A 22,268-nucleotide genomic window follows, 5' to 3' on the forward strand; every position below is an offset into this window, starting at 1 on the left:
TGCTTGCCCGGTTAGCGCTTGTCGACGTAGCCAAGACTGCGCAATGCGCGCTCGTCATCGGACCAGCCGGATTTCACTTTCACCCAGAGGTTGAGCATCACCTTGCTGTCGAACAGGCGCTCCATGTCCACACGCGCCTGCTGACCGATCTGCTTGATGCGCTCGCCCTTGGTTCCAATCAGAATGCGTTTTTGCCCGTTGCGCTCCACCAGAATCGCGGCACTGATATGCAGGACTTTTCCTTCCTGGGTAAACTCTTCGACCTCCACGGTCACCGCGTATGGAATTTCGGCGCCGAGTTGACGCATAACTTTTTCACGCACGATTTCCGCAGCGAGAAAGCGCGAACTGCGGTCGGTAATCTGGTCTTCTTCGTAAAAATGTATGCCCTCTGGCAGGCGCTGCACGATCACATCTTCTAGCGCCTTGAGGTTGGCTTCGCGCAGCGCCGAGATAGGCACAATTTCCGCTTCGGGAAAGCGCTCGCCCAGTGCCTGCAGCTGTGGCAGCAGCGCGTTCTTGTCCTCGAGCTGATCCACCTTGTTGATCGCAATAATCAGTGGGCACTTGAGCCCGCGCAGCTTCTGTGCGACCAGCTCGTCACCCTCGGTCCAGCGGGCGCGCTCCACCACGAACACCACCACGTCCACGTCGCGGGTGGAGCTGATTGCCGCGCGGTTCATATAGCGGTTGATTGCCTTTTCTTCCCCCGCATGCAGTCCCGGCGTATCCACAAAGATGATCTGGTTGGCACCCTCGGTCTTGATGCCGAGCATATTGTGGCGTGTGGTCTGTGGCTTGCGCGAGGTAATACAGATCTTCTGCCCCAGCACATGATTCAACAGGGTGGACTTGCCCACATTGGGGCGGCCGACAATGGCCACATAACCACAGCGGGTAGGCGAGGTATTGGAATCGCTCAAAAAAAATCTCCGGGCCTCTTCGGCCTGCGCACCGGCCGTATACCGACCGGTGTAAAAAATATGCTTTGGCTACTGATGGTGAGTATAGAGTCAGGCTTGCCCGGTCAGTCGGGCGTAGGCTTCGCTGGCGGCGGCCTTCTCCGCCGCCCGTCGATTACTGGCCGTACCGCGCACCGGCTGGTTGAGCCCATCGACGCGGCACTCCACCACAAACTGCTGGGAGTGCTCCTCGCCGGCAACCTCGACCACCTGGTAGTCGGGTAGTGGCTTCTGCCGCGCCTGCAGCCATTCCTGCAGCCGCGTCTTGGGGTCCTTGGCGGTTTCCAGCGAGAGGTTCTGCAAGCGCGGGGCGAACCAGGCCAGTACGCGCTCACGCGCGGCTTCCAGGCCCGCATCCAGGTAAATGGCGCCAATAATGGCCTCTACCGCATCCGCAAGGATGGACGCGCGGCGGTGGCCACCGCTTTTCATTTCCCCTTCGCCGAGGCGCAGGCATTCTCCCAGCTCCAGCTCGCGTGCCAGTTTGGCAAGGGTCTCACCGCTCACCAGCTGCGCGCGAAGGCGGCTCATCTGACCTTCGCGCCCTTCCGGAAACTGTTCAAACAGGGCAGCACTGATAGTAAACCCGAGAATGGAGTCACCGAGGAATTCCAGCCGTTCGTTGTTGCGGCTGCCGTGGGAGCGATGGGTCAGGGCCAGGGTGAGCAAATCCGCCCGGGTAAACTGGTACCCAAGGCGGTTGCCAAGTCGTTGCAGGTGGAGGTCGTCGGTCACCGGTCAGTATTCGTCTCGCTTGCGAAACTGCTCAAGATCCACCAGAGGCTCACAGCAGAGCTCGGGCTTGGCAGTATTCAGTTGTTTATCGAACTTCATCACCACATCCACATTGTGAAGAAGCGGCTGACGCAGTTCGTAGTTGATGCTTACCAGGGTGCTGTCCGCACCGCGGATAATTTTTACCGATTGTGCAGGCTCGCCACGCACATTGTTGATGGTAAAGAAGCGATCCAGCTCGCGCTTGATTTCGCTGTTACTCATCTCACGGATGCCGCTTTGCTTGGAGAGGGTTACCAGCCCCTCTTCCACAAAGTGCGCGTCCACATAAGCTGGCCCCATCTTGGACACGATGGTCAGGCCAAACCCAAATACCGCAATAACAAACAGCCAGCCCCAGTAACTCATGCCCCGCTGTCCAGCGAACGGTGTATGTTGTTGTAAAGCCATTCTCTAGTACCGTTTTATCGTTATTAATGCCGGTCCATGGTTCCAGTCAATGATTGGGCAAAGAGTCCTACTCGATGCCGCCTACCCGCTCAAAGCTCGGCAGGCTCAATAGTTTGTCCCAATGCATCCAGATTGCAAAGGCCTTGCCGACAATGTCTTTCTCCGGGACGAAGCCCCACTTGCGGCTATCCAGACTGTTGTCGCGGTTGTCCCCCATCATGAAGTAATGCCCCTCGGGCACCACCACCGTACGTACATTGCCGTATTGCGTCGGCACCACCTGTTTCGCCATCAGGTGGCGATGACCGTCGATTTCCTCCCACAGGAACTCTTTCTGCGGGTTACCCGGGGGTAACGCCTGGATCAGCTCCTGGGGTGCCGGCTTGCCATTGATATACAGCTGGTTATTGACCAGCCGGATCTCGTCACCCGGTAAACCGATCACACGCTTGATGTAATAGGTTTCATTGGCGTGCGGCGGAAAGAACACCATCACATCGCCGCGCTTGGGTTCACCGATATCCAGAACTTTGGTACGGGATACCGGCAGGCGCAGCCCGTAGGCGTATTTGTTGACGAGAATAAAGTCCCCGACCTGCAGGGTGGGGTCCATAGAGGCCGACGGGATCTGGAAGGGCTCGACAATAAAAGAGCGCAACACAAAGACAATGGCCAGCACCGGAAAGAAAGACTTGGCATATTCCACCACCACCGGCTCTTCAACCTGCTGTCCTTTGTCGGCGCGGGCCTTGCGCCCCGGCGCAAGCAGCAACAGGTCAAGCAGCCAGATAACCCCTGTCACCACCACCAGCAACAGCAAAATAAGGGGGAAATTGATATCCATTCAAACGTCTCTTTCTGACGGGTTCTTATCGATGGTTGTCCAAAACACCGGTCTTCACGCCCGGGTACGAGGCCGGCTCGGCCTCAAATCAGTTATCTACCTTCAGCACAGCCAGGAAGGCGTCCTGGGGTACTTCTACCCTGCCCAGCTGCTTCATGCGGCGCTTACCGGCTTTCTGCTTTTCCAGCAGCTTTTTCTTACGGGTAACGTCACCACCGTAACACTTCGCGGTTACATTCTTGCGCAGTGCCTTAACCGTGGTACGCGCAATCACCTGACCGCCAATCGCCGCCTGGATCGCCACATCGAACATCTGCCGTGGGATCAGCTCTTTCATCTTATCCGCCAAGGCACGCCCGCGCTGCTGGGCATTGTCGCGGTGCAGGATCACGGCCAGGGCGTCCACTCGTTCACCGTTGATCAGAATATCAAGGCGCACCAGTTTTGCCGGGTCAAAGCGCACAAAGTTGTAATCCAGCGATGCAAACCCGCGGCTAACCGATTTCAGGCGATCGAAGAAGTCCATCACCACTTCGCTCATGGGCAGCTCGTAGCGCAGTGAAACCTGCCCGCCCACGTACTGCATATCTTTCTGGATACCGCGTTTCTCGATACACAGGGTAATCACGTTACCCAGGTAATCCTGCGGAACCAGGATATTCGCTTCCACGATCGGCTCGCGCATCTCCTCGATCATCCCCAGGTCGGGCATGCGCGAGGGGTTGTCCATGTTGACCAGTTCGCCATTGGTCAGCTGCACTTCGTACACCACAGTGGGCGCGGTGGTAATCAGATCCAGATCGTACTCGCGCTCCAAACGCTCCTGGATGATCTCCATGTGCAGCATGCCGAGGAAGCCACAGCGAAAACCGAAGCCCAGGGCGTCGGAGGTTTCCGGCTCGTAGAACAGGGACGCGTCGTTGAGCGAGAGCTTGTCCAGCGCATCACGGAAGGCTTCGTAATCATCAGAGCTTACCGGGAACAGACCGGCATAGACCTGCGGCTTGACCTTCTGGAAGCCCGGCAGCATGTCCACATCTTCCGCGCCCTTGGCATGGGTCAGGGTGTCACCCACGGGGGCGCCGTGGATGTCCTTGATACCGGCAACCACGAAGCCCACTTCGCCGGCACGCAGTACGCCGGTCTCTTTGCGCTTGGGAGTAAATACGCCCACGCTGTCCACCACATGGGGACGGCCGAGGGACTTGGTGACAATCTTGTCTTTGGTACTGAGGGTGCCCTGCATGACCCGCACCAGCGACACCACGCCGAGATAGCTGTCGAACCAGGAATCGATGATCAGGGCCTGCAGCGGCGCCTCCACATCACCCACCGGGGGCGGCACCAGACGCACCAGATCCTCCAGCACGTCCTCCACGCCAATGCCCGATTTGGCACTGCAGCGGGTCGCCTCGGTGGCATCGATGCCGATGATGTCTTCGATTTCCTCGGCCACCTTTTCCGGCTCGGCCTGGGGAAGGTCCATTTTGTTCAGTACCGGAATCACTTCCAGGCCCTGTTCAATGGCGGTGTAGCAGTTGGCCACTGACTGGGCTTCCACACCCTGTGCCGCGTCCACCACCAGCAAGGCGCCTTCACAGGCCGCCAGCGAGCGGGAAACTTCGTAGGAGAAGTCCACGTGCCCGGGCGTATCAATGAAGTTCAGCTGGTAGGTTTTGCCGTCGCGAGCGGTGTAATCCAGGGTCACACTCTGGGCCTTGATGGTAATGCCCCGCTCCCGCTCGATGTCCATGCTGTCGAGGACCTGTGCGGCCATCTCACGCTCGGTCAGGCCGCCGCAGACCTGGATAAAACGGTCGGCGAGGGTGGATTTCCCGTGGTCGATGTGAGCGATGATGGAAAAGTTGCGGATATGGGAGAGATCAGTGGCCACTGCGAGGATAAAACCTTTTAAAAATCAGTGAGTTAATGGGCGGACCGGGCCGCGCTGTGGGCGCAAGTCTAACAGGTTGCAGGAAAAGTGCATCCAATCTCCGCGGAGCCCCGAGTGCTCAAGGGCTCCGGGCGCTTGACCGGGCTCCAACCGCGGCGTGGCAACCGCGGGAGCCCGCCCATTCAGAGGTTTAATCCTCTTCGATCTGGATAGTGCGGAAGGTGGGCTGGCCACCCCGGAAGAAGCGGATCGGCAACAGCTCGCCTTTGGGCAGTTTCTTGGCGATCTTCTGGTAATCCGCGAGGGATTCCACCTGATCGAAGCCGAGCTGGGCAATGATATCCCCGCTGCGCAGGCCGGCATTGGCACCGGCCTTGCCCGGCACCACTTGCTTCACGATAACGCCGCTCTCCACGCCGAGGCGCTGCTTCAGGCCATCGGGAATCTCATCCACCACCAGACCCAGGCGACCGCCAACATCCGAGCTCTGCGGTGCAACGGACGCCTGCTGGTCGCCGTCATCGCCAGGCAGCGCACCCACGCGCACTTTGAGCTTTTCCTGATTGCCCTCCCGCATCAGTAATACCGGTACTTCGCTGCCCGGGCGGGTCTGGCCCACAACATGGGGCAGGTCGCCGGACATGTTGATTTTCTGGCCGTTAAAGCGAGTGATGATGTCCCCGACTTTGATACCGGCTTTGTCGGCCGGGGAACCCGCCTCCAGCTGGCCCACCAGTGCGCCGGAGGGTTTGCCGAGGCCCATGGCGGTGGCCAGCTTGCGATCCACGTCCTGAATACCGACACCCAGCCAGCCGCGATCCACACGCCCCTTCTCCATCAACTGCGCTACCACGTCCTGCGCCAGGCTCGCGGGGATGGCAAAGGACAAGCCAATAGAGCCGCCACTGCGGGTATAGATCTGCGAGTTGATGCCCACCACTTCACCATCCAGGTTAAACAGCGGGCCACCGGAGTTACCCGGGTTGATTGCCACGTCGGTCTGGATGAAGGGCACATAGTTTTCCCGGCTTTCATTGGGGATGCTGCGACCCATGGCGCTGACGATACCGGCGCTGGCCGAGTAATCCAGGCCAAAGGGTGAGCCAATGGCCACCACCCACTCGCCCACTTCCATACGTTCTGAGTCTCCCCAGCGCACAGAAGGCAAATCATCCGCATCCACCTTCAGCAGCGCGAGGTCCGAGCGCGGGTCGGTACCCACCACCTTGGCCTCGTACTCGCGGCGATCTGTCAGCGTCACCAGGACTTCGTCCGCGCCGTCCACCACATGGTTATTGGTGACCACGTAGCCATCCTTGGAAATGATAAACCCGGAGCCCATGCTGGCCACGGGCCGCTGCTGCCGCTCACGGGGCTCCAGCAGGTGGCGGAAAATGTCCGGAATATCCTGCTGATAGCGCGGCGGCACCGAATTGCGCGATACACGACTGCGCTCCACGGTGTTGATTTTCACCACCGCGGGAGAGTTCTGTTTGATCAGGTCGGTCAGTTCCGGCAGACCGCGCGCATGCGCCGCGGTGGAAGCCAGAGAAAGAGAAACCAGATAGCAAAGTGCAAGCAAAAACTGCGAGTAGCGTGCAACCATATTTGTTACCCCTGAAAGGCCCTTTTACTAATATTCATTAAAGTGCGTTCCGCAAGCCGACCCGGATTGCCGCCCGGAGGCGGATATCATCGCATTCTGTCGGCGACGGGTACCATTACCGGCCGGATCTCCGGGCAACCCCGGATGACCAGTACCACACTGTTAGTTAGAGATTTCGCGGAAAAGTTCTCATAACCCAGTGTAAAACAGTGTTAAGGAATCCATGACCCAGCACAGAGACCCCACTCCGGCGTTGCGCCCGCGCACTGACCGGGGGCTATTCCAGGGCCAACGCCTGCAGTACGGGCAATCGGTTCTCGGGGCGCCCCTGTTTTACTTTCCCGCCGAAGTCTGTGACGAGCACACGGGTATAGTGATGGCCGGCACCCACGGGGATGAAGTGGCGGCGGTAGTCACCCTGTCCTGCGCGCTGCGTACGCTCCAGGCCGGGCAACGCCGTCATCATGTGATTCTCGCGGTCAACCCGGACGGCTGCCAGTTGGGCACCCGCTGCAACGCCCGCGGGGTGGACCTGAACCGAAACTTCGCCACCATCAACTGGAAAGGTGGCGGCACCGTCTACCGCTGGAACAGCGCAGCCGATGAGCGCGATGTATACCTGTCCAGCGGCGACCGCCCTGCCTCGGAGCCGGAAACCCAGGCCCTGTGCCGACTGGTCACCGAGCTGGAGCCCGCCTGGATGGTCTCCATCCACGAACCCCTGGCCTGCGTGGAGGACCCGCTGCAGAGCCCGCTGGGCCATTGGCTGGCCGAGCGTATGGAGCTGCCACTGGTGACCGATCTGGGGTACCAGACCCCGGGATCCTTCGGTACCTGGGCCGCGGAACATCAGTACCCCTGCATCACCCTGGAGTACCCGCCGATTTCTGCGGATGTGGCCAGCGAAGAGTACCTGGCCGTCACCACCGACTTGCTGCGCTATATCACCTGAACCGGAGCCGGACCGCAATTAGGTAGGCGCAGCTCAGGTCCAGTACACGCCGCCATCGGCAAACCGCAGCGGATCGACGTCCTTGGCCAGCCAGGTGGGGCCGTCGAGGTCCACAAATCGGGCCTGCTCACCCAGGCCCCAGGCGGCACGTATCGCGCGGGACGTGCACAACATACACCCCAGCATCACCGCAAAACCCTGCGCCCGCGCGGCTTCCGCAAGCGCCTCGGCCTCGCGAATCCCGCCGGCCTTGTCCAGCTTGATATTCACCATGTCGTACAGGGGCTTGAGCCTGGGCAGGTCAGCACGGGTGTGACAACTTTCATCCGCGCAAATCGGCAATGGATGTGGGAATTCCCCCAGAAACGTGTCTTCCCCGGCCGGGAGCGGCTGCTCCAGCATGTCGACCCCCTGCTCAGCCAGCGCGGCACACAGCTCGGGTAGCCCCTGCTCGGCCCAGGACTCATTGGCGTCGATCACCAGTTGGCTGCTCGGGGCCGCAGTGCGCACCGCGGCCACGCGCTCGAGCACGCGCTGCCCGTCGAGCTTGAGCTTGAGCACCGTTACCCCCGACGCCACAGCGGCCCGCGCCGCCTGCGCCATTGCCGCCGGCTCATCGATCACCAGGGTTTGCACCGTGGGGAGCCAGCCGGGATGACCAATCACGCCCCCGGACTTTCTACGCTGCCAGTCCTCCAGCGCGCAATCGATCGCATTGCGCGCTGCACCCGCCGGCATGATTTCCTGTAATTGTTCACGGCTCAGACCTTCACCCAGCGCCGGCAGCACGGACGAAATTTCGGCGAGTACCGATTCGACGCTTTCGCCGTAACGCGGATAGGGGGTGCACTCCCCCACTCCGGTAACGCCTTCGGCGGACAGTTCCACCACTACTACCCAAGCCTCTGTGCGCACACCGCGGGAAATGACAAAAGCCGTGCGCAAAGGCCAACTTTCCGCATAACACTTCCCCTCAAACATCTGCGCTCTCCTGATTGAAATCGCTCTGCAACCACCGCCGTCGCCAGTCAGCACTCAGTGTAGGAAGTTATTTGCGGAGTGATTGGGGAAAAGTGAAAGACGGCGACATTCCCACAGGGAACGCCGCGGAATATTCAGAGGAAGGGAACACACATGAGGACCGAACAGCCCAGAGGATCAGGGCAGCTGCACCGCCGGAATGGAACAGGGTGTGCCCCCGCCCTCAACCCGCAAGAACTGCGGTGCCATATTTGGATTATGACGGTTGAAATGGCTGTAAACACGCACCAGCAGTGCGCCCAGCGCGAGCCCCGCCAGCGCGCCGAGCATTGCACCGGATTCACCACTTGGCTCACCTGCTGCCAACGCACTCAACAGCGCGTCGCCTCCCAGGGCACCGAGCACCAGCAGCACCAGGGGTAGCAGATAGACCAGCAGCGCACTGGTCGCCAGGGTGTTTTCAGCGATACCGATAACCACCGTATCGTGCAGACGAATGGGTGCCAGGGCCTTCGGTGCAACTGCCACACGCACCCGCGAGGCGTTGGTCCAGAAGTCCCCGAGCAGCCCGGTGCCACAGCCAGATTTGGCGGCACAACTGTGGCAACCGCTGCGCTGCACCGTTTCCAGCCAGACACCGGTCTGCTCCAGGGCCACCACGCGTCCGCGCTCTTCAATCATGGGTTTGCCACACTTGTTTTACTGGCGCTAAACACAAACACTTCACCCACTATTAGTTCCTGGCCTTCACCGCTCTGGCAACCAGGCGGGCGGTATTATCCGGAATCTCGCCCACAACGGTAATGGTAAAGCGCTCACCTTCCACCTCAAGGTGATCCATATACGCCACCGTGGCGCCACGCACGGCGCGCCCGGTGTAGTTCATTTCCGGTTTCAGTCGCTGCACGAACACCGTAAAGGCATTCAGCCCGTCGCTGAATACCAGCATTTCGCCATCGGACAGCGCGCGCGTCGCCACCGCCCTGAAGCCTGTGGGCGCCCAGCCCAGCTGCCAGCGGCTGGAGAGACTGCCGCACTTTCCGGAACCGTCGCTCTCCCGGGCATCGTCCGATTGCGGCTGCAGGTCGCTGTCTTTGATCGGTGTCAGGTCGACCTCGACAAACTGAAAGCGCTCCAGCACGCGCCCGGCAGGTGCCACCAGCATGGACTTGAGTGGCAGGCCGGTCTCCTTATCCACACTGATCACCACCGCAAACCGATGGGGGTCGCGTGGACGCGCTTCCAGCACCACTGCCTCGCGGTCCGCGATACGCTCTTCACCGCGAATCAGGAAGCGATAAATATTTTGTACATTCTGCAAACCGGCGCTGCTCCACAGCCCGGTGCGGGACAGCGGACTGCCATCGCGCCGACACTGGGCATCAACCCCACGGCTCACCATCTCCCGTGGTGCCCCGGTCAGGTAACGGATGCGCTCGATCTGCTCACCATCGCGCACGCCATGAAACACCTCCAGCGTCTCCATCACCCCGACATGCTCAAAGGTCACCAGCCCGCGGTACTCAAGATTTGCCACGGCGTCAGCCAGTTTTGCCAGCAACGCCTCGGTTTCCACATCCGAGGCCGGTATACCCAGACCCGGAGGCACGCCGTCGCCAGGATCCGCAGCTTGCGCCGCACCACCAGGGTTACTGTCCGGCACGGGGGCCGAGGGTTGCGGAGCCTCTTCCTGCACCGCACTTTGCGCGCTGGCCGAAGGAAGCAGGGGAACGGCCGCCAGCAAAAAAGCCAACAGCGAGCTGTTGGCTTTAAGGGCGGAATAACGGAAAACTTTCGCCATGATCATTCTTTATTGGTGGCTAACATCAAGGGAATTGCGCTGGGCGCCGGCTGACTCTGCATACCGGCCGCCCAAGAAAACGCCAACCGAAAATCTACTCCGGCGTGCGTTCACCGTAGGTGGCACGGGCAAAGGGCACCATGCCCTGGCTGCCGACACGGGCCGCCTGCTCCGAGTGTTCGAGCATAACCCGATTGAGGTGACGCATCAGCTCAGGAGAAGGCACTATCTGCACCTGCGGTGACGGGCTGCCCACTCGCTGCTCAGGCACCAGCTGCGGCGCGGTACTTACCGGACGGGTATTCAGGGTAGGCACAAGGAAACCACTGGGCTGGGGAGCGGACTGCACAGGCTGCTGGGCCGGACGCTCCAGCTCGGCTACCAGTTCAGCACCCGGCTGCGGCGACTGCATCTGCTGTACACCCAGTACCGCGGCAAATGCCACGGTGGCAGCAACAGCACCGCGCGACAACGGGCGCCACCAGCGACTGCGGCCGGATTCTCCGGCGTCATTGGCCGCCGCAGGCTGCGCACTTTCCGCCAGTGATGGTTCATCCGCGATCGCCGCCGAGATACTGGCCGCCAGACCAAGATCCACCGGCGCGACCTTCTCGCCCCGCAGCACACTACCCGCTAACTGGTAGCGCGACCAACGCTGCTGCAAGTCTCCGCCAGTGGCATCGCTCGATTTAAGTAGACGTTGAATCTCCAGCTCGGAGGCTTCGCCATCCATCAGGGCAGATAGCGATTCATTCAAACGCTGTTGATGATTCCCGTGGGACATACGGGCCAACCCTCTTTCAGTGCAATTCAGTGGATGTGGCAAGCACATCCTGTGTGTTGGTTTCTGAGACCGGCTTCAACCGGAAAAGTTTTACGTGCGGGCAAAATTTGTGTGAATTGATCGATCTATTTGCCTGTCGTGCCAGTCACACGGCCGTTTTAGACCAAAAAGCTACCAGCCGAGCCCGCCACAAAACAAAACTGACTAAATATTAGACGATACATAACACCACCTATGGCCCCGCATCGCACACCCGCCCGGAAAATCAGCCGCGCCCGTCTGCCGGCTCTGGCTCGCCCGCCATCGCCGCCTGCACAGCGCGGTCAATCGCCTCGCGTGCACGGAAGATACGTGAACGCACGGTACCCACCGGGCAGCCCATCACCTCGGCAATTTCCTCGTAACTGAGCCCCTCCATCTCACGCAGGGTCACCGCGGAGCGCAGGTCCTCCGGCAGCTCGCGAATCGCACGGTGCACGGTAGCCTCCAGCTGATCGCGGAACAGCTGATTCTCGGGGGTTTCGTTATCACGCAGCAGATCGGCGCCGGAGTAGTACTCGGCATCTTCCAGATCAACATCGGAAGACGGTGGGCGCCGGCTGCGCGACACCAGGTGGTTCTTGGCGGTATTGATGGCGATGCGGTACATCCAGGTATAGAAGGCACTTTCCCCACGGAAATTCGCCAGTGCACGGTAGGCCTTGATAAACGCCTCCTGCACCACATCATGCACCTCGGCATGGTCGTGAATATAACGGCTGACCACCGCCATAATCTTGTGCTGGTACTTGAGCACCAGCAGGTCAAAGGCGCGCTTGTCCCCCTTCTGGACCCGCTCCACCAGTTGGCGGTCACTTGGTGACGCCTGTTGCCCTGTCATCCCCTACTCCCAACCACGGTTGCGGCCCAAACTGGCCACAAACTCAGGATTATTCTGTTGTGTCCAAGACACCGAAATTCGGTCATAAGTTCCTGACAAATCGGTATTTTTTAAGATGGCGTATACTACGCCCCCCTCAACCTGAATAAAACTCTATGAGCGACGAGGCGAAGGAACCCTTGAGTACCGGCGACAGCACCCGCGCAGACACCCGAAAAAACGGCAGTAACAAGCACTACGATGTTCTGGTCATCGGCAGTGGCGCTGCCGGCCTGACCCTGGCATTGCATCTGGCGGCACGCCACCGTGTGGCACTGCTCTCCAAGCAGCGCCTGCGCGACGGGTCCACCTGGTTTGCCCAGGGTGGAATCGCCGGCGTGCTCGACGAGACGGACTCGGTAGCCGCCCATATAGCGGATACATTAGATGCAGGAGCCGGACTCTGCCACCCGGATGCAGTGCGCTTCACCGTGGAAAACAGCCACGATGCCGTGCACTGGCTGATCAACCAGGGCGTGGATTTCACCCGCGAGGAAGATGGCGACTACCACCTGACGAAAGAAGGTGGGCACAGCCATCGACGCATCATCCACAGTGCCGATGCCACCGGGCGGGCGGTGCACGCCACCCTGATCGAGCGGGTGCGCCAGAGCCCGAACATTGACTGCTTCGAGCACCATATCGCCCTCGACCTGATCCGCCAGCCGGACGCAGCCACAGGACGCTTCCGCTGTGCCGGCAGCTACGTCTACAACAAGCAAACGGAAGAAGTAGAAGTCTTTCAGGGGCGTGCGGTGGTACTTGCGACCGGCGGCGCCTCCAAGGCCTACCTCTACACCAGTAATCCGGACGGGGCCAGTGGCGACGGCATTGCCATGGCGTGGCGCGCGGGCTGCCGGGTGGCCAACATGGAATTCAACCAGTTCCACCCCACCTGCCTATACCACCCCAAAGCAAAATCCATGCTGATCACCGAGGCACTGCGGGGAGAAGGTGCGCAGCTCAAGCTCCCCAGCGGCGAGCGGTTTATGCAGCGTTTTGACAAGCGCGGCGAACTGGCGCCGCGGGACATCGTCGCCCGCGCCATCGACCATGAGATGAAACGCCTGGGCGCCGACTGTGTTTACCTGGACATTTCCCACAAAGACCCGGCGTTCGTGCGCGAGCACTTCCCCACGGTGTACCGCAAGTGCCTGGAGTACGGGATTGATATCACCAAAGAGCCCATTCCGGTGGTGCCGGCCGCGCACTACACCTGCGGCGGCGTGATGGTGGACCAGCACGGCCGCACCGACCTCGACCAGCTGTACGCCATCGGGGAAACCACGTTTACCGGCCTGCACGGGGCCAACCGGTTGGCGAGCAACTCGTTACTGGAATGTGTGGTCTACGCGCGCTCCGCGGCCCTGCACATCGACGAAACCCTGGCCGCAGTGAGCCCGCCCAGGCCGGCCCTGGCGTGGGATGCATCAAGAGTCACAGATTCCGATGAAGACGTTGTGATTTCGCACAACTGGGACGAGTTGCGGCGCTTTATGTGGGACTTTGTGGGGATTGTGCGCACCCGCAAGCGGCTTTTGCGCGCCGAGCACCGGGTGAAGTTGCTACAGCAGGAGATTCGCGAGTTTTACGCCAACTACAAAATCACCAGTGACCTGATCGAACTGCGCAACCTCGCGGTAGTCGCCGAGCTGATCATCCGCTCCGCGCTGGACCGTCGCGAGAGTCGCGGGCTGCACTACTCCCTCGACTATCCCGGGCTGCGCGAGCTGGCCATGGACACCATCCTGGTCCCGGAAAACTTCGCCAACCAGCGCCAGTTTATCGATCTTTCACCCGCCCACTGAAGCGGGCATCCCGGTTCCTGCCGCCCGCTTAACGGGCATAGCGCAAAGCCACTTGCAGCCGGCGCCAATCACTGGCGTCGGCGCCATCCCGACACAGCACCAGGCGCAAGGGCCGACCATCTGCGTCGCGGCCGTTGATCACAATCAGCCAGCGCCACAGGGTCAGCTCACCACAGAATTGAAACGCGCGTCTTGCACCCCCCTTGGGGTGCCAGTACCAGCGATGATCGGACGTGGACAAGCGCCCTTCGGAAGCAGCAACCCGCCGCCACTCGAAAACGGCAAACACAATAATCAGGGGGATCGCCAGGGCCACCAGTACCCAGGGCAGGCGCGATATCGCGAGCAGCAGGGTGGCCTGAACAGCCATCAGCATGACACCGAGCTGCAGGAGGCGCGAGGCGCGAAGGTCGCAGGCCAGCCGTGCGCTGCGTCCACTGGACGCGGCATTGACGCCCGCAGCGCCGCGACCGGCCGTGGCCGAGTCGCCGCGGGCGGAGGGTTCAGTCCTGCAGACCGGTGTTGTCACGGATGATCTGCACGATTTTCTTCAGTTCCGGGTCTTGCGGGTCTTCCCGGCGCAGGAACCAGCCAAACAGATCCTGATCCTGCTCGTCCAGCAGCTTGATGAAGCGCTGCTTGTCTTCCTCGGAGAGAGTCTCGTACACATTCTCCAGAAACGGCAGCAAAACCAGATCCAGCTCCAACATACCGCGACGGCAGGCCCAAAACAGGCGATTGCGATCCATACTTCTCTCTCAAACACAGGTTGCGAATTGCGCGCAGTATAGCGGTAGTTGAAATCCCGCGGCAAAACCCCCAGATACTGCGGACACCCATTTGCAGTAAAAAAACAGCGAGCTCAGCATGGATCAGCAACAGTGGCAGGATTATCTCAGCAGCCAGGGCGCCCGATGGGTCGACGGTACCGCAGAGTTTGAACCCGGCTCTGACAAGGACCTGCAACTGATCGACCTCACCCCCATGGGTGCGATTTCCGTTTCAGGCCCGGACAGCCAGAAATTCCTGCAGGGCCAGCTCACCTGTGATCTGGTCAATTTGCCCGACGAGCAACTGACACTCGGCAGCCACTGTAACCCCAAGGGACGGATGATCAGCGCCTTCTACGCACTGAAAATCGACCAAGGTGAATTCGTGCTGTTGCTGCCGCGCGATCTGGTATCCACGGCCCTCAACGCACTGAAAAAGTATGCGGTCTTCTTCAAGGCCGAACTTGCCGACATCAGCAACGAGCAACGCTGGCTCGCCCTGTGTGGCCGGGACGCCGGCAAGGCCGCCAGCCAGCTTTTGAGCCTCTCCAACAGTGCCGGTACCGACCTGGTGCCGGGGCAGTTGCGCACTTTCGACCACAATGGCCAGCGCGCCGTCGCGGCCTGCGTGAATGAGCGCATGGTATTGATTCAGGTGGCCGCCTTGCAGGCCGCCGATCTGTGGCAAACCCTGAGCGGTAATCCCGCCGTTCCCGCGGGCTACCGGCAGTGGCAAATGCATCTGATCGAAGCAGGCCTGCCCCTGCTGTTCGAGAGCACCAGTGAGACGTTTATCCCGCAGATGCTCAATCTGCACCTGCTGGGCGGCGTAAGCTTTAAAAAAGGCTGCTATACCGGGCAGGAGGTGGTCGCGCGTATGCAGTTCCTGGGCGCCGCCAAACGGCGCATGTACCGCGCGCGTATTGACGCGGGCACGGTGCCGGCACCCGGTGCCGAAATATTTCTGCCGGGCGGCGGCTCCAGCGTGGGCAATATTGTATTTGCCAGCGGTGGCGAGGTGATTGAACTGCTCGCGGTACTGACCAAGAGCAAAGTCGCCGATGGCGAGAGCCTGCAACTGTCCGACGGACGCGTACTCGAGTTACTGGAACTACCCTACGACGCGGATGCCGACCCGCTGGCGTAGCGCACGGCCCTATTAGAGCTCCACCGCCATCCGCTGCAGCGCACTGGCGGGAGGCAACGCCCAGTTGATTGGCGCTTGGCCGCGCTCCTGCAGGTACGCGTTGGCGCGGGAGAATGGGCGGGTACCGAAGAAACCCCGGTGGGCGGATAGCGGCGACGGATGCGGGCCGCGCAACACCAGGTGCTTGCGGTCATCGATAAACCCGCCCTTTTTCTGCGCGTAACTTCCCCACAGAATAAACACCAGTCCTTCCCGCTGCTCCGCCAGTGCGTGAATCGCGGCATCGGTAAATTGTTCCCAGCCGCGCCCCTGGTGCGCACCCGCATTGCTTTCCTCCACGGTCAGTGTCGCATTGAGCAGCAGCACCCCCCGCTCTGCCCAGGGTTGCAGGCAACCGTGGTCCGGCGCGGTGATACCGAGATCCGACTCCATTTCCTTGTAGATATTTTTTAACGAGGGCGGCACACGCACACCGGGCATCACGGAAAAGCACAGGCCGTGGGCCTGGCCCGCGCCGTGATACGGATCCTGCCCGAGGATGACCACTTTGACCTGGTCGAACGGCGTGGAATTGAATGCGTTAAAAATCTGTTCACTGGGAGGAAAGATGGCCTTGCCCGCCTGCTTTTCCTGCTGCAGAAAATCTCGCAGCGCCCCCATATAGGGTTTGCCGAATTCCGGCTGCAGCACGGCATACCAGGATGGGTGGATTTTGATGTTTCCGGGAAGTGGCATAAACGTATCAACCTACCTGCGAGCAGGCTCCTGCAAAATCTTGTGAACCTGCGTGCGCAGTGCCGGCACCACCTCCTGCTCAAACCAGGGGCGGCGCTTGAGCCACAGCGTATTTCTCGGGCTCGGGTGCGGCAGTGGGAACAGCTTATGGGGCAAGGCGTCGGCGTAGTGGCGCACATTCTCGGTAATGCTGCCATACCAGTGCGGGAGATAGTAGCGCTGGGCATACTGCCCCACTAACAGGGTCAACTGGATGTTCGGCAGGTGATCCAGCAAGCGCCGGTGCCAGGTTGCAGCGCACTCGGGCCGAGGCGGCAGATCACCACCTTTACCGCGCCCGGGATAACAGAACCCCATGGGCATAATGGCGATGGTGGCGGTATCGTAAAAACGGTCGCGGTCAAGCTGCAGCCAATCCCGCAAGCGGTCGCCGGAGGGATCATTCCACGGGATTCCAGTCTCATGGACACGGGTACCGGGCGCTTGGCCGATGATCAGCAACCGGGCAGCGCGCGCCGCACTCAGCACCGGACGCGGGCCCAGTGGCAGGTATTGCTCGCACAGGCGGCAGGCACGGATCTCGTTGAGCAGTGTATCCAGCTTGGCCTGGGGCACGGGAATGGTACTAGTCGATCGTCAGTGTATTGGACGGGATGGCTGGAAACGCCAGCTGTATCAACAGGCCGCGGCTGTCATCGGGCACCGCGGCGCGGCTCACGCCGTTATTGTCAAGCACAACAAACAATCCCTGTTCATTCACCGCGAGCCCCTCGCCCTTGCCGAAATGCGTCTTGCGATAAATGAATTCAGGCGCTTCCTCGATATGCCGATACTCGACACACCACTGCGCAGCGAGGGTACTCAGGGAGCGCCGACACACCGCAAACGCATTGCGCTCCAGGGTAAACAGCGCGCCATCATAATAGGCCAGCGCCGTCACATCTTCCGAGCGCCCGCGAAAATCCAGACCAGCCACCGGCGGCACCGGAAAAAAAAGCTGCCCTTCCCTGTCACCCGGTTGCAGCTTCAACAGGCCGCGCGGATCACGCTCCAGCGCCACCCAGAAATCCTCACCGACCTTAACAAGGCCCTCGCTCTCTGCATTGAACAGCTGAAGGTATCCCTGCTTGCGCGCCGTCTCCGACCAGCGCACCGGCATCCACTCCCCCTTGGCCCGTGCGGAATCCAGCCGCACAATCCGGTTGTGACGCTCGCTAAGCAGGTAAATATCCGGGCCATCACAGGTGATGCCCTCAAAATCCATACTCAGCGGCGTGCTGGCGTAGTGCAGCGCACGGGCTTTCATCGAGACCGGCTGATCATCGGGCAGCGCAGGCCGGGCAAAGCCCGCTTTAGGAAGCAGCTTTACCGTCTCTTGCCCGGGTTCCGGCGCAAGCCGGTAGATGCGCTCTGACGACTTGTCGGCTACGGTCAGCAACTCCCCCTGGCAAAAGCTCAGCCCGGATAGATCCAGCCCTTCACTGCCGTCCACCCACCAGGCATACAGCAGTTGTGCAGGCAACACCGGAACCGGGGGCTCCGCGCGCAGCGCAGTGGTCCCGCCAAGACCTATTAGGCCCAGCAGCCCGACAAGACAGGCTCGCAGCCTCCATGCAAACGGAAAACGCTTCGTCAAAAAATCCACCACGGCTCCCTGCCTACCTGCACTGACATCAACTCAATCGCGGAAATTATTGAACTGCAAGGGCTGTTCCAGCTCTTTGCCGCGCAACAGGGCAATCACTTGCTGCAGGTCATCCCGCTTCTTGCCGGTTACCCGCACCTGATCCCCCTGAATGGAGGCCTGCACCTTGAGCTTTTCCTCCTTGATGATCTTGACGATTTTCTTTGCCAGTTCCTTGTCGAGACCATTTTTCAGGGTGACGCCAACTTTTACTTGCTTGCCCGACTGCTCCTCATCCCCCACATCCATCGCCAGAGGGTCAATATCGCACTTGATCAGGGCGGCGCGCAGCATGTCCACCATTTGCTGTACCTGCATGTCCGACTCTGCGCGGAGCGTCAGGGTGAATTCGGACATTTCGACCTCGGCGTCCACGCCCTTGAAATCAAACCGATTGGTGATGGTGCGGTTCACCTGATCCACAGCATTTGTCAGCTGGTGCTTGTCGACTTCAGAAACGATATCGAATGAAGGCATTGTCGGGCTCCGTGTTTATTTGACAGAATTTTGCTGGCCAACAGGCGGCCGTTCGCTTACCCGCTTACCGGCGGGCTTGATAAAAATTTATTTCCAGCGCTGCGGCAGGACTTCAATATTCTGGCGGTCGTCGGCAATCCACAGATGACCGTCCTGGATGGTGACACTGAATTCCATATTGCGCTGCGCAAGCGCCGCTAGTGCCGCGCACACATCGGCGGGCAGAAAGTACACCTGCAGGTTATCAAAGCGGGCACAGGCAGATTGCATTTTCTCCCACCACACCGGCGCGGTGCGCTGCCCGTACGCGTACACAATAACTTTCTGTGCCCGCCCGCAGGCCTTGCGAACCCGGTCCTCTGCCGGCACGCCTACTTCAATCCAGGTCTCAATCTCGCCACTCAGGCTGTGCTGCCAGAGATCGGCCTCATCCTCGCTGGACAAACCCCGGGTGAATTCCAGCTGCTCACTGGCATTGTGCGCAAACGCCAGCAGCCGAATCATCATTCGCTCATCGGTTTCGGACGGGTGGCGCGCCAGTGTAAGCAGATGTTCACCGTAATAATCCCGATCCATGTCAGCGATCTGGAGCCTCGCCTTGAATATGGTCGCTTTTAATGCCATTACTACACTCTGATTTCTGCCGGCAGCACAGACTTGCCGGATATGGATGGATTGGGGACTATTATTGTCTTGTTCGGAATCAACATGGATGAATGGAATGAATTCTGCACTCACCGGCAAACCAAAGTTTACACAACGCCGCCTCTGGCAATCACTCCTGCTTTCAGTACTGATGTTGGGCTTGAGTGGCTGCGGGATCAACAATATCCCCACCTACGATGAGAATGTGAAGGCCACCTGGGCCCAGGTGCAAAACCAGTATCAGCGCCGCGCCGACCTGATTCCCAACCTGGTGAAAACCGTCAAGGCTTATGCGGCACACGAGCGGGAAACCCTGGAGGCCGTAACCGAGGCCCGCGCCAAGGTGAACTCCATGCAGGTGGACTCCGGAATTATCAATGACCCGGCCAAACTGCAGCAATTTGAGGCGGCCCAGGCCCAGCTGAGCAGCGCCCTGTCCCGCCTGATGGTGGTAGTGGAACGCTACCCGGACCTCAAGGCCAACCAGAACTTCCTCGCACTGCAATCTCAGCTGGAAGGCACCGAAAACCGCATCAGCGTGGCGCGCCGGGATTATATCGCCGCGGTGGAACGCTACAACCGGGAAATCCGCACTTTCCCCGGTCGCATCTGGCACAGCATCCTGTACAGCGACATGCCCCTGCGCGACACCTTCGAGGCAACCAGCGAAGATGCCGAGAAGGCGCCTGAAGTCGACTTCCAGTAATCAGCGGGGTCACCCATGACGATCCGACGGATCGCCCTATTCCTGTGCTTATGCCCGGCCCTGCTATGGGCCGGGCTCACGCAGGCTGACATCTCATTTCCGCCGCTCAGTGGCCGCGTGGTGGACAATGCCAACCTGCTGAGCCAGAGCACCCGCTACCAGCTTACCGAGCTGCTCCAGCAGCAGGAAAAGGAAACCTCCAACCAGATCGTGGTCGCCACGCTGCCGGACCTGCAGGGCCTGACCATCGAGGAATACGGTTACCAGCTGGGGCGACATTGGAAAATCGGCCAGAAAGGCAAGGACAACGGCGTACTGCTGATCGTAGCGCCCAGTGAGCGCGAGGTGCGCATCGAGGTGGGTTACGGGCTGGAGGGAGCGCTGACCGATGCGCTGTCTTCCAATATCATCCACACCAAGATTCTGCCCCAGTTCCAGAGCGGCAATTTCGATGCGGGTGTCACCGCGGGTGTCGAGTCGATTATCGCCGCCATCAGGAACGAATATGTACCGGAGCCCACCGAGTCCGACAGCGATCGCCAGGTGGCGCTGCTGGTGGGTATCTTCCTGCTGTTTATCATGCTGCAAATATTTGGCAGCTCGGTACTCGGCGCGCCCAACGGCAGCAGCAGTTATCGCCGCGGACGCTACGGCGGCTACTATGGCGGTGGCGGTTTTGGTGGTGGCTATGGCGGCGGAGGCTTCGGTGGCGGCGGCTTTGGCGGGGGCGGGGGCGGCTTTGGCGGCGGTGGCGCCTCCGGTGGCTGGTAGCGCTCCAGGCAGTGCCGACGGAATCAACGAGATAAAACCATGCTGAATGCACAGGAAAAACGCAAACTCGCCGACACGATCAAAGAGGTGGAATCCCGCACCGATGCCGAAGTTGTTACGGTGCTGGCGGGCCAATCCGACAACTACCTGTATATCTCGACCCTTTGGGCGGCCTTCCTGGCGCTACTTATTGCGCCACTGATGCAGTTTCTCCCCTGGTGGATCGAGTACCAGCAGGCGTTTACCCTGCAGTGGATCCTGTTTATCGTGCTGGCGGTGCTGTTCCGCTGGCGTCCACTGACCATGAAACTGGTGCCCAAGTCGGTGCGCTTCTGGCGCGCCTCCAACCTGGCGCGACGCCAGTTTCTGGAGCACGAGCTGCACAGCACCAAGGACCGGCTTGGCCTGCTCATTTTTGTGTCCCAGGCGGAACACTACGTGGAGATTCTGGCGGACCGGGGATTGGCGGAACAGATTACCAACGAGCGCTGGCAGGAGATCGTGGAAAACTTTATCCACGAGGTCAAAAAGGGCAAGACCGGCGAGGCCTTTGTGCACTGCGTAGAAAAATGTGGCGAGCTGCTGGAAGAGGCGGCGCCCGCCACCACCATCAAGAACGAACTTCCCAATCACCTGGTGCTTCTATAATTTGCGCAAGCCCGCAAATTGTCGATCGGTGATCCCATGATTTTGCACAAATACGTCCTTCCCGTGGCGGCAGCAATATTGCTTGCCGCGGCGGCAACTGTCGCCCACTGGAGCGCCAAATCACCGTCCGCAGAGGCGGCACCCTTCGCGGGTCTTTCCGGCAGCACCGAGGCCGCGACCGACCTGGGCGCGCGCGTGCATCAGCTGGAAAACACCCTGAACCAAACCCTGAAAATTCAGGGCCAGCTACTTGAGCTGGTGAACGAACTGAGCAACCGGCTGGACCCGGGTTCCGACAATCTGGAAACCCGGCATGCCTCCGCCAGCGTTGGCGAAAGCGCCCCCACCAATAACGCCCGCCCTGCCCGCAGTCGCCACCAGAGCCGTTTTGAGCGCCAGCGGGAGACCCAGATGCGCCAGCTCACCGACGCCGGCTTCAGTGCCGAACGGGCCGCGTTTATTGTCGATAAACAGGCGCGGATCCAGTATGAGCAGATGCAGTTCAGCTACGAATACCACCACCTGCAAGACAAACGCTCCGAACGTGCCAGAGAGCTGCAAACCAAACTGCAGACCTACAGTAATCCCCGCCGCGTCTTCGAGCAGGAACTGAGCAACGCGGAGTTTGAACAATACCTGGAGGCCTTTGGCGGCCGCACCACTATGGAAATTGGTGACATGCTGGAGAGCGCTCCTGCCTATGAGGCGGGGCTGCGCCCCGGGGACAAGATCATCCGTTACAACAACCAGCGAGTGTTTCACATGGGTGACCTGCGCACCCAGGTGTATCAGGCCGAGCCCGGCTCGTCGGTGGCGGTGGAAATTCAGCGCAAGGGAAGTTCTGCCCCGGAGACGATTTACCTGCCGGCAGGCCCGCTGGGTATCCGCGGGTAGCTCCCGGCCACCCACAAAAAAGGGCGATAACTGACACAGTTATCGCCCTTTTTAT

Annotated in this window: 25 protein-coding genes; 7 read left to right on the forward strand and 18 right to left on the reverse strand. The window is 60.3% G+C overall.

Annotated elements, in window-relative coordinates; all coding sequences use genetic code 11:
* Positions 1 to 11 precede the first annotated feature (11 nt).
* From era to AU182_RS11655, 6 genes are all read right to left on the reverse strand, one after another.
* On the reverse strand, positions 12 to 923 hold the full coding sequence (gene era, locus AU182_RS11630) for a GTPase Era (RefSeq protein ID WP_066965227.1): 912 nt from the start codon (positions 921 to 923) through the stop codon (positions 12 to 14).
* A 90-nt stretch (positions 924 to 1,013) separates the two neighbouring features.
* On the reverse strand, positions 1,014 to 1,697 hold the full coding sequence (rnc, locus tag AU182_RS11635) for a ribonuclease III (RefSeq protein WP_193754336.1): 684 nt from the start codon (positions 1,695 to 1,697) through the stop codon (positions 1,014 to 1,016).
* A 3-nt stretch (positions 1,698 to 1,700) separates the two neighbouring features.
* A complete protein-coding gene (locus tag AU182_RS11640; RefSeq protein WP_066965230.1) occupies positions 1,701 to 2,147 on the reverse strand; it encodes a DUF4845 domain-containing protein in 447 nt (148 codons plus the stop codon).
* 67 nt (positions 2,148 to 2,214) lie between these two features.
* On the reverse strand, positions 2,215 to 2,991 hold the full coding sequence (gene lepB, locus AU182_RS11645) for a signal peptidase I (protein ID WP_066965233.1): 777 nt from the start codon (positions 2,989 to 2,991) through the stop codon (positions 2,215 to 2,217).
* 88 nt (positions 2,992 to 3,079) lie between these two features.
* Positions 3,080 to 4,885 carry a translation elongation factor 4 gene (lepA, locus tag AU182_RS11650; protein WP_066965236.1) on the reverse strand — a complete coding sequence of 602 codons (1,806 nt, stop codon included), beginning with the start codon at positions 4,883 to 4,885 and terminating at the stop codon, positions 3,080 to 3,082.
* Positions 4,886 to 5,075: 190 nt separating this feature from the next.
* Positions 5,076 to 6,491, reverse strand: coding sequence for a DegQ family serine endoprotease (locus AU182_RS11655; RefSeq protein ID WP_066965239.1), 1,416 nt, complete (start codon positions 6,489 to 6,491; stop codon positions 5,076 to 5,078).
* 223 nt (positions 6,492 to 6,714) lie between these two features.
* On the opposite strand from AU182_RS11655, the gene mpaA reads away from it, so the two are divergent.
* Positions 6,715 to 7,443, forward strand: coding sequence for a murein tripeptide amidase MpaA (gene mpaA, locus AU182_RS11660; protein WP_066965242.1), 729 nt, complete (start codon positions 6,715 to 6,717; stop codon positions 7,441 to 7,443).
* A 33-nt stretch (positions 7,444 to 7,476) separates the two neighbouring features.
* On the opposite strand, the gene ycjG is transcribed toward mpaA, so the two are convergent.
* From ycjG to rpoE, 5 genes are all read right to left on the reverse strand, one after another.
* Positions 7,477 to 8,424, reverse strand: a complete 948-nt coding sequence (gene ycjG / locus AU182_RS11665; RefSeq protein ID WP_066965245.1) for an L-Ala-D/L-Glu epimerase — start codon at positions 8,422 to 8,424, stop codon at positions 7,477 to 7,479.
* Positions 8,425 to 8,601: 177 nt separating this feature from the next.
* Positions 8,602 to 9,105: a SoxR reducing system RseC family protein gene (locus AU182_RS11670; protein WP_066965248.1), complete on the reverse strand. Its 504-nt coding sequence runs from the start codon at positions 9,103 to 9,105 to the stop codon at positions 8,602 to 8,604.
* A 52-nt stretch (positions 9,106 to 9,157) separates the two neighbouring features.
* Positions 9,158 to 10,225, reverse strand: coding sequence for a MucB/RseB C-terminal domain-containing protein (locus AU182_RS11675; RefSeq protein WP_193754337.1), 1,068 nt, complete (start codon positions 10,223 to 10,225; stop codon positions 9,158 to 9,160).
* A gap of 94 nt (positions 10,226 to 10,319) precedes the next feature.
* Positions 10,320 to 11,009 (reverse strand): sigma-E factor negative regulatory protein, encoded by a 690-nt coding sequence (locus tag AU182_RS11680; protein WP_082859393.1) that lies wholly within the window; start codon positions 11,007 to 11,009, stop codon positions 10,320 to 10,322.
* A 265-nt stretch (positions 11,010 to 11,274) separates the two neighbouring features.
* The gene (rpoE, locus tag AU182_RS11685; protein WP_066965255.1) at positions 11,275 to 11,889 is read right to left on the reverse strand and encodes an RNA polymerase sigma factor RpoE; all 615 of its coding nucleotides are present in this window, start codon (positions 11,887 to 11,889) and stop codon (positions 11,275 to 11,277) included.
* 155 nt (positions 11,890 to 12,044) lie between these two features.
* Here rpoE and nadB point away from each other — a divergent pair, with 155 nt between their 5' ends.
* Positions 12,045 to 13,736: an L-aspartate oxidase gene (gene nadB, locus AU182_RS11690; RefSeq protein ID WP_227718239.1), complete on the forward strand. Its 1,692-nt coding sequence runs from the start codon at positions 12,045 to 12,047 to the stop codon at positions 13,734 to 13,736.
* A gap of 28 nt (positions 13,737 to 13,764) precedes the next feature.
* Here the strand turns inward: nadB and AU182_RS11695 are convergent, their stop codons facing one another.
* Together AU182_RS11695 and AU182_RS11700 are read right to left on the reverse strand one after the other, a co-directional pair.
* Complete coding sequence (locus AU182_RS11695) at positions 13,765 to 14,265, reverse strand: protein YgfX (protein ID WP_066965258.1); 501 nt, start codon at positions 14,263 to 14,265, stop codon at positions 13,765 to 13,767.
* Positions 14,240 to 14,485 carry a succinate dehydrogenase assembly factor 2 gene (locus tag AU182_RS11700; RefSeq protein ID WP_066965261.1) on the reverse strand — a complete coding sequence of 82 codons (246 nt, stop codon included), beginning with the start codon at positions 14,483 to 14,485 and terminating at the stop codon, positions 14,240 to 14,242. Before AU182_RS11700 ends, AU182_RS11695 begins: the two co-directional genes overlap by 26 nt.
* 118 nt (positions 14,486 to 14,603) lie before the next feature.
* Here AU182_RS11700 and AU182_RS11705 point away from each other — a divergent pair, with 118 nt between their 5' ends.
* Positions 14,604 to 15,653: a folate-binding protein YgfZ gene (locus AU182_RS11705; RefSeq protein WP_082859394.1), complete on the forward strand. Its 1,050-nt coding sequence runs from the start codon at positions 14,604 to 14,606 to the stop codon at positions 15,651 to 15,653.
* A 12-nt stretch (positions 15,654 to 15,665) separates the two neighbouring features.
* On the opposite strand, the gene ung is transcribed toward AU182_RS11705, so the two are convergent.
* The 5 genes from ung to AU182_RS11730 form a co-directional block, all read right to left on the reverse strand.
* Positions 15,666 to 16,388 carry a uracil-DNA glycosylase gene (gene ung / locus AU182_RS11710; RefSeq protein ID WP_066965264.1) on the reverse strand — a complete coding sequence of 241 codons (723 nt, stop codon included), beginning with the start codon at positions 16,386 to 16,388 and terminating at the stop codon, positions 15,666 to 15,668.
* Between the two features lie 12 nt (positions 16,389 to 16,400).
* Positions 16,401 to 17,003 (reverse strand): uracil-DNA glycosylase family protein, encoded by a 603-nt coding sequence (locus tag AU182_RS11715; RefSeq protein ID WP_066965267.1) that lies wholly within the window; start codon positions 17,001 to 17,003, stop codon positions 16,401 to 16,403.
* 10 nt (positions 17,004 to 17,013) lie between these two features.
* Positions 17,014 to 17,913 (reverse strand): hypothetical protein, encoded by a 900-nt coding sequence (locus tag AU182_RS11720; RefSeq protein WP_066965270.1) that lies wholly within the window; start codon positions 17,911 to 17,913, stop codon positions 17,014 to 17,016.
* A 153-nt stretch (positions 17,914 to 18,066) separates the two neighbouring features.
* Positions 18,067 to 18,549 (reverse strand): YajQ family cyclic di-GMP-binding protein, encoded by a 483-nt coding sequence (locus AU182_RS11725; RefSeq protein WP_066965273.1) that lies wholly within the window; start codon positions 18,547 to 18,549, stop codon positions 18,067 to 18,069.
* Positions 18,550 to 18,636: 87 nt separating this feature from the next.
* Positions 18,637 to 19,173, reverse strand: a complete 537-nt coding sequence (locus AU182_RS11730; protein WP_066965276.1) for a YaeQ family protein — start codon at positions 19,171 to 19,173, stop codon at positions 18,637 to 18,639.
* Positions 19,174 to 19,270: 97 nt separating this feature from the next.
* On the opposite strand from AU182_RS11730, the gene AU182_RS11735 reads away from it, so the two are divergent.
* The 4 genes from AU182_RS11735 to AU182_RS11750 are packed head-to-tail and all read left to right on the forward strand — an operon-like array spanning position 19,271 to position 22,213.
* The gene (locus tag AU182_RS11735) at positions 19,271 to 19,900 is read left to right on the forward strand and encodes a LemA family protein (RefSeq protein WP_082859395.1); all 630 of its coding nucleotides are present in this window, start codon (positions 19,271 to 19,273) and stop codon (positions 19,898 to 19,900) included.
* Positions 19,901 to 19,915: 15 nt separating this feature from the next.
* Positions 19,916 to 20,671, forward strand: coding sequence for a YgcG family protein (locus AU182_RS11740; RefSeq protein ID WP_082859396.1), 756 nt, complete (start codon positions 19,916 to 19,918; stop codon positions 20,669 to 20,671).
* A 39-nt stretch (positions 20,672 to 20,710) separates the two neighbouring features.
* Positions 20,711 to 21,319 carry a TPM domain-containing protein gene (locus AU182_RS11745; RefSeq protein ID WP_066965279.1) on the forward strand — a complete coding sequence of 203 codons (609 nt, stop codon included), beginning with the start codon at positions 20,711 to 20,713 and terminating at the stop codon, positions 21,317 to 21,319.
* A gap of 36 nt (positions 21,320 to 21,355) precedes the next feature.
* On the forward strand, positions 21,356 to 22,213 hold the full coding sequence (locus AU182_RS11750; RefSeq protein ID WP_066965282.1) for a PDZ domain-containing protein: 858 nt from the start codon (positions 21,356 to 21,358) through the stop codon (positions 22,211 to 22,213).
* Positions 22,214 to 22,268 lie beyond the last annotated feature (55 nt).

This window comes from Microbulbifer sp. Q7 (genome assembly GCF_001639145.1).
Lineage (GTDB): Bacteria > Pseudomonadota > Gammaproteobacteria > Pseudomonadales > Cellvibrionaceae > Microbulbifer.